Annotated in this window: 11 protein-coding genes; all 11 read right to left on the minus strand. The window is 65.2% G+C overall.

Annotated elements, in window-relative coordinates:
- Positions 1-38: 38 nt before the first annotated feature.
- A complete protein-coding gene (locus ASF98_RS16950) occupies positions 39-788 on the minus strand; it encodes an FtsB family cell division protein (protein ID WP_055804124.1) in 750 nt (249 codons plus the stop codon).
- 86 nt (positions 789-874) lie between these two features.
- Complete coding sequence (gene eno, locus ASF98_RS16955; RefSeq protein WP_055804127.1) at positions 875-2,155, minus strand: phosphopyruvate hydratase; 1,281 nt, start codon at positions 2,153-2,155, stop codon at positions 875-877.
- 122 nt (positions 2,156-2,277) lie between these two features.
- Complete coding sequence (locus ASF98_RS16960) at positions 2,278-2,934, minus strand: MazG family protein (RefSeq protein ID WP_235506061.1); 657 nt, start codon at positions 2,932-2,934, stop codon at positions 2,278-2,280.
- A 67-nt stretch (positions 2,935-3,001) separates the two neighbouring features.
- Positions 3,002-4,156 (minus strand): adenosine deaminase, encoded by a 1,155-nt coding sequence (locus ASF98_RS16965; RefSeq protein WP_055804132.1) that lies wholly within the window; start codon positions 4,154-4,156, stop codon positions 3,002-3,004.
- A 69-nt stretch (positions 4,157-4,225) separates the two neighbouring features.
- Positions 4,226-4,969, minus strand: coding sequence for a DedA family protein (locus ASF98_RS16970; RefSeq protein ID WP_055804134.1), 744 nt, complete (start codon positions 4,967-4,969; stop codon positions 4,226-4,228).
- A 140-nt stretch (positions 4,970-5,109) separates the two neighbouring features.
- Positions 5,110-5,742, minus strand: a complete 633-nt coding sequence (locus tag ASF98_RS16975; protein WP_055804137.1) for a DedA family protein — start codon at positions 5,740-5,742, stop codon at positions 5,110-5,112.
- Positions 5,743-5,839: 97 nt separating this feature from the next.
- Positions 5,840-7,162 carry a thymidine phosphorylase gene (locus ASF98_RS16980; RefSeq protein WP_055804140.1) on the minus strand — a complete coding sequence of 441 codons (1,323 nt, stop codon included), beginning with the start codon at positions 7,160-7,162 and terminating at the stop codon, positions 5,840-5,842.
- A complete protein-coding gene (locus ASF98_RS16985; RefSeq protein WP_442854047.1) occupies positions 7,159-7,563 on the minus strand; it encodes a cytidine deaminase in 405 nt (134 codons plus the stop codon). The genes ASF98_RS16980 and ASF98_RS16985 overlap by 4 nt, the downstream gene beginning before the upstream one ends.
- 5 nt (positions 7,564-7,568) lie before the next feature.
- Positions 7,569-8,912: an ABC transporter permease gene (locus tag ASF98_RS16990; protein WP_055804146.1), complete on the minus strand. Its 1,344-nt coding sequence runs from the start codon at positions 8,910-8,912 to the stop codon at positions 7,569-7,571.
- On the minus strand, positions 8,909-10,327 hold the full coding sequence (locus ASF98_RS16995; RefSeq protein ID WP_055804148.1) for an ABC transporter permease: 1,419 nt from the start codon (positions 10,325-10,327) through the stop codon (positions 8,909-8,911). Before ASF98_RS16995 ends, ASF98_RS16990 begins: the two co-directional genes overlap by 4 nt.
- The gene (locus ASF98_RS17000; RefSeq protein WP_055804151.1) at positions 10,320-11,894 is read right to left on the minus strand and encodes an ABC transporter ATP-binding protein; all 1,575 of its coding nucleotides are present in this window, start codon (positions 11,892-11,894) and stop codon (positions 10,320-10,322) included. Before ASF98_RS17000 ends, ASF98_RS16995 begins: the two co-directional genes overlap by 8 nt.
- Between the last annotated feature and the right edge of the window lie 160 nt (positions 11,895-12,054).

The following is a 12,054-nucleotide window of genomic DNA, read 5'->3' on the forward strand; positions in this document are numbered from 1 at the left end:
AGGCTGACCCGTGGGAAAGCCGGCGGAGGGCACCGCCTCTAGTCTGTTGCCGAGCGCCTGATGGACTCCCAAAGCGAGTCCACCCATGGCAGGTTTGCCGGGTCCTGTGCTGATCCTGTGCCGCCCTGGCCACTGGCGGTCCCGGCCGGCAGATCGCTGCCAAACACCCAGTAGCCGGTCTCTCCCGGCATAACCATGTTAATGCGGTCGCGGGCCTGCTGTTTCACGTAGTTGGGGTCCTGCCACCGGGAGACCTGGAGCTTCAGTCCCTCCTGCTCCGCTTTCCGTGCCGCGATATCCGCCTCCAGTGCTGCGATCTCCGCCCTTTTGTCGATGAAGATCTTGACGGTGGGGGCCAGCATGATGGTGATGGCAATCATGACGACGGCCAGCGCCAGCATCCGGCCGGAAAAGGCCTTGGCAGGCACCGGATCCTGGTTATCCGCCCCTTCCCTGACGTCGCTACCCGGGGATTGGCCGGGCTGCTTGCTGCCGTCCGGACGGCGGGCCGCCTGTCTGCCGGCGGCAACCCCGGCCTTGACCGAAGCCCCCAGCCGTCCGGCAGTGGTGGACTTTCCTTGTGCAGCGGGCGATTTGGTCACGGGCGTTTGCGCAGCGGGCCCTCGCCCGGCCGGTGTGTTCGCGGCGGGCGATTTCGCCTCCCCGGCAGCGGGCAGGTGCCGCGTCGCGCCGAAATCGGCGCGGATGACGTCAGCGCCGTCGTCGGCGTCCTTTGACTGACGCGCCGCGGGCGTAGCCCGGGGAACCTTGGGACGGCGGGTGGCCATGACACTCCTTCAAAAGCGGACCACAAACAAAAACCGGTGGCCATGGTCTTTCAACCATAGCCACCGGTCAGCTGTTTTTTTGGATGCTAGCCCTTGAAACGCGGGAAAGCGCTGCGTCCGGCGTAGCGTGCGGCGTCGTCGAGTTCCTCTTCGATGCGCAGCAGCTGGTTGTACTTGGCGACGCGCTCGGAGCGGGCCGGGGCGCCGGTCTTGATCTGTCCCGCGTTGGTGGCAACGGAGATGTCAGCAATGGTGGTGTCCTCGGTTTCGCCGGAGCGGTGCGAGGTGATGGTGGTGTAACCGGCACGCTGGGCCAGCGACACGGCGTCCAGCGTCTCGGTCAGGGAACCGATCTGGTTGACCTTGACGAGCAGCGAGTTCGCGGTCTTGGTGTCGATGCCGCGCTGCAGGATGGACGGGTTGGTGACGAAGAGGTCATCGCCCACGAGCTGGACCTTGTCACCGATGCTGTCGGTGAGGGTCTTCCAGCCTTCCCAGTCGTTCTCGTCCAGCGGGTCCTCGATGGAAACCAGCGGGTAGTCGGCCACGAGCTCGGCGTAGTACGCGCTCATCTCGGTGGCGGAAAGGGCCTTGCCTTCGAACTGGTAGGCGCCGTCCTTGAAGAACTCGGAGGAGGCGACGTCCAGGGCCAGGGCGATGTCCTTGCCCGGGGTGTAGCCGGCGTTCTTGATGGCTTCCTGGATCAGGTCCAGTGCGGCACGGTTGGACGGCAGGTTCGGCGCGAAGCCGCCTTCGTCGCCCAGGCCGGTGGAGAGGCCCTTGGCCTGCAGGACGGACTTGAGGTTGTGGTAGACCTCGACACCCCAGCGCAGGCCCTCGGAGAAGGTCTCGGCGCCGATCGGGACGATCATGAATTCCTGGATGTCCACGTCGGAGTCGGCGTGCGAGCCGCCGTTGAGGATGTTCATCAGCGGAACGGGCAGGACATGCGCGTTAGGGCCGCCCAGGTACTTGTACAGCGGCAGGTCAGCGGACGCTGCAGCGGCGTTGGCCACGGCCAGGGAAACACCCAGGATGGCGTTGGCGCCGAGCTTGCCCTTGTTGGGGGTTCCGTCCAGGTCAATCATGGCCTGGTCGATGCTGCGCTGGTCCGTGGCGTCGAATCCGGTCAGTGCCGGTGCGATCTGGTCGATGACGGCGTCGACGGCCTTCTGGACGCCCTTGCCAAGGTAGCGGCCCTTGTCTCCATCGCGGAGTTCCACGGCCTCGTGTTCGCCGGTGGAGGCGCCGGAGGGCACTGCTGCGCGGCCGATCTGGCCATCGGAAAGCAGGACTTCAACTTCTACGGTCGGGTTGCCACGGGAATCGAGGATCTCGCGGGCGTGAATGGCATCGATAAGCGCCATGAATATGCTCCTTATGGTGAAGCGATTTACTGGGAAACTAGCGGAAAAACTCGACGTCCTCGTCAGGGACTAGCGTAGTCGAGAGTGGTGCAGGTTACGGAAACCTATCCAGCACCCGGACGTCATGATCCCGTCCGTGGCGCAGCTGGGTTAATGGGGCGGTGGCTGTCCTGATATTGCCGGACTGCCGCGCGGAGGGCGCGTTCGGCGTCAAAACCCCTGGTCCGGGCAGCGGCCACGACGGCGAGCAGCAGCTCGCCGAGTTGCTGCTCGGCGTCCATGGTTTCGACCAGCTCAACCACCGGGTGGACATCCTCAACCACCGGACTGGCCTGCTCAACCATAGGTCGTTGAGCCCGTCGAAACCCGGCCCTTGCCGCCCGGTCCAGTGACTTCTGGGCCCGGGCCAGGGCCGGGAGACCTTGCGGAATTCCCTCGAAGGGATCACCACGTTCCGGTTTCTCGGCCCGCTTGATGGAGTCCCATTTCCGGACGATCTCCTCCACGCTGGCCGGGAAAGTGTCCTGGAGCGAGCCGTCCGGCCGGAACACGTGCGGATTCCGGCGGATCATCTTAGCCGTGAGGCCACGGACGACGTCGTCGAAACCGAAACTGCCGCGTTCCTCGGCGAGGCGGGCGTGCAGCACCACCTGGAGCAGAACGTCGCCCAGCTCGCCTCGGAGCTCGGCCTCGTCGGCGCCGGTTTCGATTGTTTCGGCTACTTCAAAGGCCTCCTCAAGGAGGTACTCCACCAGTGACTCGTGGGTCAGCGCCCCCATCCAGGGACAGTGCTCCCGGAGGGCGGCAATCACGGCCACCAGGGAGGAAACCGGGACGGAATCTTCCTTAGGCAAGATTGGCGTAGGCGTCGTTGATGTACTCAACGAGTGCTTCCTTTTCCTCCAGCGGCAGGAAGGCGGCCTCGGCGGCATTGAGCGTCAGCTCAAGGATGTCGTCCAGGTCGTAGTCGAACGTCTCCACGAGCAGTTCGAATTCGTCGGTGAGCGTCACCCCGCTCATCAGGCGGTTGTCGGTATTGATGGTGACGTTGAAGCCAAGCTGGTACAGCATGTCCAGCGGGTGGCTTTCGATGCCTTCGCCGAAGCCTGCGATAGCGCCGGTCTGGAGGTTGGAGGACGGGCAGATTTCCAGGGCGATGCCGCGGTCGCGGATCCAGCTGGAGAGCTCGCCGAGGGTGACCATGCCGATGTTGGCATCGGCTTCGTCGGTCTCTGCGTCAGCGTCTTCGTCGTCGAACTCAACGGTGATGTCCTCGGCGATGCGCACGCCGTGGCCGAGGCGCAGCGCCCGGCCGTCAACGAGGGCGGACTGGATGCTTTCCAGGCCTGCTGCTTCGCCGGCGTGGACCGTGGCGGGGAAATTGTGCTGGGCGAGGTATGTGAACGCATCACGGAAGCGGGACGGCAGGAACCCGTCTTCGGCTCCGGCGATGTCGAAGCCCACGGCCCCGTTGTTGCGGTGGCGGACGGCCAGTTCGGCAATTTCCTGGCCGCGGTCAGCGTGGCGCATGGCGGTGATGAGCTGGCCCACCTGGATCTCCCGGCCGGTTTCGGCGACGGCGTCCACGCCGGCGTCGAGCCCTTCCTGGATGGCCTCGACCACTTCGTCCAGCGTCAGGCCCTTCTGCAGGTGCTGCTCCGGTGCCCAGCGGACTTCGCCGTACACGACGCCGTCGTCGGCAAGGTCTTCCACGAATTCCTTGGCCACGCGGAAGAGGCCCTCTTTGGTCTGCATCACGGCGATCGTGTGGTCAAAAGTTTCGAGGTAGCGGACCAGGGAGCCGGAGTCTGCGGATTCGCGGAACCACTCCCCTAGCGCCACGGGATCGGTGGAAGGCAATGTGTGTCCCACGGCTTCCGCCAGTTCGATGATGGTGGCCGGGCGCAGGCCGCCGTCCAGGTGGTCGTGCAGGGATACCTTGGGGAGGCTCTTGAGGTCGAAGTCGATGGCAGGGGCAGCGTCAAGAATAGGCTCAGTCACGTACCAACCTTAGGGTCGGACGGCGTCCGGCGCCACCCGGAAAGCGGTGGCTTTAGCGGCGGCCCCGGTTCAGCGGCGCGTTTCCACTTCGACGACGGCGGGAACGGCCAACGGCGCGATCTCCACCACCGCCTCCCGCTCAGCACGGGCACCCTGTTCTGCCGCTGATTCCTTACCGGATTCCTGGCCGGATGCAACATGATCGTGGCGGCCCAGCCGCTTATGCCACCAGCGCAGCAGGTGGTCGATGATGATGCCGAGGATGATGGCGAACACCACGGCAATGCCGGCCCCGAGCAGCGGGTTGTCATGCAGCAACGGGAAGGAGCTGGCGAGCAGGCCAATCCCAATTGAGTAACCCACCCATGTGACACAGGCAAAGGCATCCAGGACGAAGAACCTGCGGTGCGGGAAAGCGGTGGTGCCGGCAACGTAGTTGACCGCCACGCGGCCCCACGGGATGTACCGGGCCGTGAAGATCAGGACGGCGCCGCGCTTCTCCAACTCGTAGTGGGCCCAGGCAAAGACCTTTTGAACCTTGGGCTTCCGCATCCAGCGCCAGCGTTCAAGCCCGATCTTCCGGCCGAGCATGTAGGCCATGTTGTCTCCGGCGATGGCACCGACCAGGGCGGTAGCGCCGAGGATCCAGAGATTGGGTTCACCGCTTTGGCGTGAAAACGCCGCAAGGGCCACGATGAGTGTTTCGCTGGGGACAACCATCGCAAAACCGTCCACAAAAAAGAACACCAGCAGGATGGGATAAATCCACCATTGGCCTGCGGCATGGAGCACTGCCTCATTGATAAATTCCACGCGGGGCCCTGCTCCTATGAAGTGACGGAAATCGCTATTAGTGTCCCATGGCAGCGGCATAATCCGCTACGCTAGAGCCGCGAAAGCTCACCCGCCGTCATGTGTCTCCCGGCAGTTTGCAGGGCGGCCCCCACAGCAGGTCAGGGGCCTGCCGCTGATTCTTCCGCGGGTTTCTCAGGCAGCCGGCCGCGGAGGCGGCTGATCAGGATGTCCACGATGATGCCGAGCAGGATCGCGCAGACGATGGCGATGGTGGCGCCCAGCAGGTGGTTGTCTTCGAACCACTGCCCGAAAAACAGGCCGATGGATACTGAATACGAGGACCACAGGGCTGCGGACAATACTGTCAAGCCCACGAAACGCAGGTGCGCGAAGTGCGTGGCACCCGCCGTCAGGTTGACGGCAACCCGTCCGATCGGGACGAAGCGGGCCACGAGTACCAGGGACGCCGGCCGTTTCCTCAGTTCATTCCCGGCCCAGTGGAAGGCGGTCTGCATTCGCGGGCCGCGCATCCACCCCCACCTGCGGGTACCCACCTTGCGACCGATCAGGTAGGCGATGTTGTCGCCGCTGAAGGCACCCAGCGCGGCCACGAGCATCAGCAGCCAGGGATTGGGGACGTCCGCGGTCGCTGCCACGGCCGCCAGGCCCACGACTACCGACTCGCTGGGGATCGGCGGGAAGAACCCGTCGATCACGCAGCAAGCCAGCACCAGGAAGAGCACCCAGGGCTGCCCCGCCGCCGCGAGAATGAAGTCGTTGATAGCCTGCACAGTTTCCTAACGGCCGGGGCCGCCCGTTTTCTCCCCGGCCGGTCTGCGGGCAGGCCGTGGGGCCCCCGAAGGGAACCGGCCGGGAAGGGTCACGGGATCAGGCGATGCGGTCGATGATGAGCTTCTGCGCCGGCCGGGAGCCCTCCGGCGCAACCACAACGGCCCCTTCAAGGGCCTCCTTGGCGCGGCCGAATTTCTCCGGTGTGTCTGTCAGCAGCGTCATCAGGGGTTCTCCGGCACGGACCACGGCACCGGGCTTGGCGTGCAGCCTGACGCCCGCGCCGGCCTGGACCTGGTCCTCCTTGCGCGCGCGGCCTGCACCCAGCCGCCAGGCGGCAACGCCCACCGCCAGGGCGTCGAGCTCTACGAGGACACCGTCGGCCGGAGCGTAGATGACTTCGGATTCCCTGGCAACGGGGAGCTTGGCCCGGGGATCCCCGCCCTGCGCCTCGATCATGCGGTTCCACACGTCCATGGCCCGGCCGTCCTTGAGCGCCGCGCGGGGGTCTGCATCGTGGACTCCGGCGCAGGCCAGCATTTCCTCGGCCAGCCGGACCGTCAGTTCGACGACGTCTTCCGGGCCGCCGCCGGCCAGCACCTCAACGGATTCCTCCACCTCGATGGCGTTGCCGGCGGTGAGGCCCAGGGGCGTGTCCATGTTCGTCAGCAGGGCCACCGTGTTGACGCCGGCGTCCTTGCCCAGGGCCACCATGGTCTCGGCCAGTTCCCGGGCGCGGGCCTCGTCCTTCATGAAGGCACCGCTTCCCACCTTGACGTCCAGGACCAGCGAGCCGGTGCCTTCGGCGATTTTTTTGCTCATGATGGAGGACGCAATCAGCGGGATCGCCTCCACCGTTCCCGTGACGTCACGCAGGGCATAGAGCTTCTTGTCGGCGGGCGCCAGACCCGCGCCGGCGGCGCAGATCACGGCCCCGACGTCCTGCAGCTGGGCCATCATTTCGTCGTTGCTGAGTGCTGCCCGCCACCCCGGGATCGATTCCAGCTTGTCCAGGGTGCCGCCTGTGTGGCCGAGTCCCCGCCCGGAGAGCTGCGGAACGGCCACGCCGAAGACAGCCACCAGCGGTGCCAGCGGGAGCGTGATCTTGTCCCCCACTCCCCCGGTGGAGTGCTTGTCCGACGTCGGCTTCACGCCGCCGTCGGGACGCCGCAGGGCGGAGAAGTCCATCCGTTCGCCGGAGGCGATCATCGCAGCGGTCCACCGCGAAATTTCCGCGCGGTCCATGCCGTTGAGCAGGATGGCCATGTTCAAGGCAGCCATCTGCTCGTCGGCAATGGCGCCCCGGGTGTAGGCGTCGATGGTCCAGTCGATCTGGGCCGGGCTCAGGACGCCCTTGTCCCGCTTGATGCGGATGATGTCGACGGCGTCGAACGCTTCCGTGTTGCTTGGGGTGTGTGTCACCGGGGTTCCTCCAGGTGTTGGGGACCAAAGGCATCGGGTAGCACCTGGCCCATTGTCTTGATTCCGTGCGTGGTCATGAGTTCCATGTCGGCCGCCCGGAATTCGTACAGCAGCTGGCGGCAGCGCCCGCAGGGCATCAGGACGTTGCCGCCGGCGTCCACGCAGTAGAAGGCGCGCAGCTTGCCGCCGCCGGTCATGTGCAGGTTGCCCACGAGGGCGCATTCGGCGCACAGGGTCAGTCCGTAGCTGGCGTTTTCCACGTTGCAGCCGCTGACGATCCGGCCGTCCGCGGTGAGGGCAGCCGCCCCCACCGCGAACTTCGAATACGGCGCATACGCGTTCTTCATGGCGGAAACGGCGGCTGCTTCGAGCGCCGTCCAGTCCACCGTGTTGCGTTCCACCGCCATCAACCCTTGACGTACGGTATGCCGCTGGCGGCCGGAGGCCTGGAGCGGCCCACGAGTCCGGCCACGGCAAGCACCGTCACCAGGTACGGCAGCATGGCCATGAACTGGCTCGGAACGGGAGTGCCGATGATGGTCACGATGCTCTGCAGGTTGTCCGCGAAGCCGAACAGCAGCGCGGCGAAGAAGGCACCGATCGGGTTCCACCGGCCGAAGATCAGCGCGGCAAGCGCGATAAAGCCGCGTCCGCCCGAAATCTCCTTGGTGAAACTGTCGATGGCCACCAGGGTGAAGAAGGAACCGCCGATGCCTGCAACTGCACCGCCGAGGGTGACGTTCCAGAAGCGGGTGGCGTTGACCTTGATGCCCATGGTGTCCGCCGCCTGCGGGTGTTCTCCGACGGCCCGGACCCGCAGGCCCCACTTCGTCTTGAAGAGGCCGATCCACACCACGATGACCGCAATGTACATCAGGTACCCCACGACGGACTGCTTAAAGAGGATGGGGCCGATCACCGGGATGCTGGACAGCACGGGGATGTCGATGATGGGCAGCCGGCCCGGTGAGTTGAACTGGGCCTTGTTGGCCTGCATCACCGTGCTGAAGAGGAAGCCCGTGAGGCCGGAGACCAGGACGTTGAGCACCACGCCCACGATGATCTGGTTGACCAGGTATTTGATGCTGAAGACTGCCAGCACCATGGAGACAACGGCGCCGGCCACTGCCGCTGCCAGCAGCCCGACGAAGGGGCTCTTGGTCAGCGTGGCCACCATTGCGGCGGTGAATGCACCGCCGAGCAGCTGGCCCTCAATGGCGATATTGACGACGCCGACGCGTTCGCAAAGAACACCGGAAAGGGAGCCGAACACGAGAGGGACCGCGAGGGTCACGGAACCGGCGATGAGCCCGGCAAGCGAGATGCTCGGCGTGCGGGCGCCGCCCACCACCCAGATCAGGAACGCTGCCACGAAGAGCACGATAAAGACGATGGGCAGCCAGCCGGGAGAGGCCTCGTTCCGCGTCTTGAGGTACACGGCATAACCGGCCAGGCCCAGCATCAGGACCGACAGGACGATTCCGCCCAGGAAGGCGGGCACTTCGATGGCCGGAAGCTGGAAGAAGTCGCCGCTTGAGGAGATCCCGAACCTGGCCGTCTGGTTGGGTCCCATGACACCGAAGAAGATGAAGGCGACGACGCCGAGCACGGCAAGCAGGACCGGCACCTTCCAGGTCACGGGCTTTGCCGAAACTGCGGGGGCTTTCTCGCTGGCCGACTTCGGTGTTCCCGGCTGTTGTTTTCCCTGCTGCGGCTTTCCCGGAACGGGCGATGTTGCTGTTGTGCTCATGCTGCACCTCCGGTGGTGGCTGCCTTCTTGGACTTACCGGCCGTTGCGGCCTTCTTCTTGCGGGGATTGAGCCCGAAGAGGGCACGCACCAGCGGCGGCGCCGCGATGAACAGAACGATCAGGGACTGGACCACGAGCACAATGTCGATCGGGGTTCCCGTCTGGATCTGCATCTGCACCGCCCCGGCGCGGAAGGCGCCGAACAGAAGCCCGGCAGCGAAGGTGCCCCACGGCGTCGAACGTCCCAGGAGTGCAACGGTGATGGCATCGAAACCGTAGGTCGCGGCAACGCCGTCGGTCAGGACCTTTTCGGTTCCCGCGACCTGCGCCACGCCTGACATGCCGGCAAGGGCACCGGCGATCGCCATGACCAGGACCGTGGCCCGGGGCACGTTGATGCCCGCAGTCAGAGCCGCTTTGGGGTTGGCCCCGACTGCGCGGAATTCAAAGCCGACGGTGGAGCGGTTGAGCAGCCACCAGACAAAAACGGTGGCGGCGATGGCCAGGAGAAAGCCCAAGTGGAGCCTGTACTGCGTACCGAGGATCTGCGGATAAACGGCGCTGGGATCCAGGATCGGCGAGATGGGGTTGGACTCCCCCGGCCGCTGGAAGGCCGGCGTGTTCAGGAGGTAGCGCAGGAAGTACAGGGCGATGTAGTTGAACATGATGGTCAGGATGACCTCGTGGGCCCCGGTGCGGGCCTTCAGCAGGCCCACGAGTCCGCCCCAGAGGGCACCGCCCACGATGCCGGCAATGAGGACCAGCAGCAGGTGCAGGCCCAGCGGCAGGTGCAGCGCGAAGCCGACCCAGGCGGCGAGGATGCCGGCCATGATGATCTGTCCCTGCGCACCGATGTTGAACAGGCCCGCGCGGAATGCCAGTGCGACGCCGAGGCCGGCCGTGATCAGCGGAGTGGCGATGGTGAGGGTTTCCATCAGCGGAGCAAACTGCACAGCGACGCTGGAGCCGCGGGGGTTGAACACCGAGCCTTGGAACAGCGCGACATACGAACGGGTCGCGGCAGTCCAGACGGCCGAGAGGAAGTCCGAGGGGCGGGCAAAGAGGTAGCTCGCGGTGGCGCCCACCTGTTTGTCCGTGCTGGCGATGAGGAGTCCGCCGAGGATCAGGGCAAGCAGGACGGCGAGCACCGACACGATGCCGCTGCCGGTAAAGATCCGCCGGACCAACGTGTCCGCACCGCCAGGAACAATGCCGCTCTGGGCCGAGACGGGAACTGCCGAGGGCTGCATCGCCCCGCCGGCTGTGTCCAGTGCGGTCGCGGCTGCTGCGTCTTCGGCCGGCGTCTTGGGTCCGGGTGCAGTCTTTTCCGGTGCCCGGCCTTCCGGTGCCCGGGTGGCCGGGCTTTCCGTTGTATTTTCGTCAGCCACGTGCTTGGGCTTGTCCTGTTCACTCATGGTCGCCTCCTTCGGCACCGGAGGTGGAAGTCTGTACGGGCGCGTGGGCGGTGTCCGCGTGGGCGCTTTCCGGGGAAAGCCCCGCCATCATCAGGCCCAGGACGTCGCGGCCGGTGCCTGCGGGCACGATGCCCACCAGCTTGCCTCTGTAGAGCACGGCGATCCGGTCCGCGAGTTCGATCACTTCATCGAGTTCGGTGGACACAATCATCACCGGAGTGCCCCGGTCGCGTTCAGCCACGATGCGTTTGTGCAGGAACTCGATGGATCCCACATCCACGCCGCGGGTGGGCTGGGAGGCAATGAACAGCCGCAGCGGCCGGGACAGCTCCCGGGCCATGACCACTTTCTGCTGGTTTCCGCCGGAAAGCGTTCCCGCGGCCAGTGATCCGGAAGGTGTCCTGACGTCGAACTCGTCGATCCGGGACTTGGCGTTTTCCAGGATCCTGGCCGGGCTCATGCTGATGCCTTTGGCGTAGGGCGCCTGGTCGTAAAGGTCCAGGACCAGGTTCTCCGCGATCGAGAAGGTGCCGATGAGCCCGTCAACGGTCCGGTCTTCCGGAACGAAGCCGACGCCGGCCCGGAGTACTTCCTTGACGCTGTGGCCCAGGAGCTCCTCGCCGTCCAGCAGGATTGACCCGTGGCAGCGTTCCTGCAGGCCAAGGATGGCTTCGGTGAGTTCTGTCTGGCCGTTGCCCTGCACACCTGCCACGGCGAGGATTTCGCCGCGGGCGATGTCGAAGCTGATGCCGTCCACCACATGCTGGCCGGTGGGGGCGATCACGGTGAGGTCCTTGACCTGGAACGTGGTTTCCTGCGGCTTCGCCGGGGCCTTGTCCAGGGTCAGGTTCACTGCGCGGCCCACCATCATGGAGGCAAGCTCGGTGGTGGACGCGCCGGGATCCGCAGCGCCCACCACTTTGCCGCGGCGGATGACCGTGATGGTGTCGGAAACAGCCTTCACTTCGCGAAGTTTGTGCGAGATGAAGACGATCGAGGTGCCGTTGCTTTTCAGCTGGCGCATGATGTCCAGGAGTTCGTCGGTGTCCTGCGGTGTCAGCACGGCGGTGGGTTCATCGAGGATGAGCACCTTTGCATCGCGGACCAGTGCCTTGATGATTTCCACGCGCTGCTGGACGCCCACGGGGAGGTCCTCGATCAGGGCGTCGGGGTCGACGTCGAAACCGTATTTGTCGGAGATTTCCTTGATCTTCCGACGGGTGTCATCCAGGTTGAGGAAGCCGCCGGCTTTGGTGGTTTCGGCGCCGAGCGCCACGTTCTCCGCAACAGTGAACACGGGAACCAGCATGAAGTGCTGGTGCACCATGCCGATGCCTGCAGCCATGGCATCGCCCGGGCCGCGGAAGGTGACGGCCTCGCCATCCACCAGGATTTCGCCCTCGCTGGGCTCGTAAAGTCCGTACAGGACATTCATCAGCGTGGATTTGCCAGCGCCGTTTTCACCAAGCAGGCAATGAATTTGCCCGGGTTCAACAACCACATCGATGTGATCGTTGGCAATAAGGGAGCCGAAGCGTTTGGTGATCCCTCTGAGTTCAAGTTTCAAAACTCTGACCAATCTCGAAGCGTCCGGAAAATGTGCCCGGACGGGATATGTGGCTGCAGCACCAGCCTAGTGCCTGCAGCCCTTGGCGGAGCGGGCGGCGCTCCTCGGAAAAGCTGACGCCCAACGAAAAGCGCCACCGCCCGGAAGTCAGTGACCAACC

It is taken from the genome of Arthrobacter sp. Leaf337 (assembly GCF_001423745.1).
Lineage (GTDB): Bacteria > Actinomycetota > Actinomycetes > Actinomycetales > Micrococcaceae > Arthrobacter.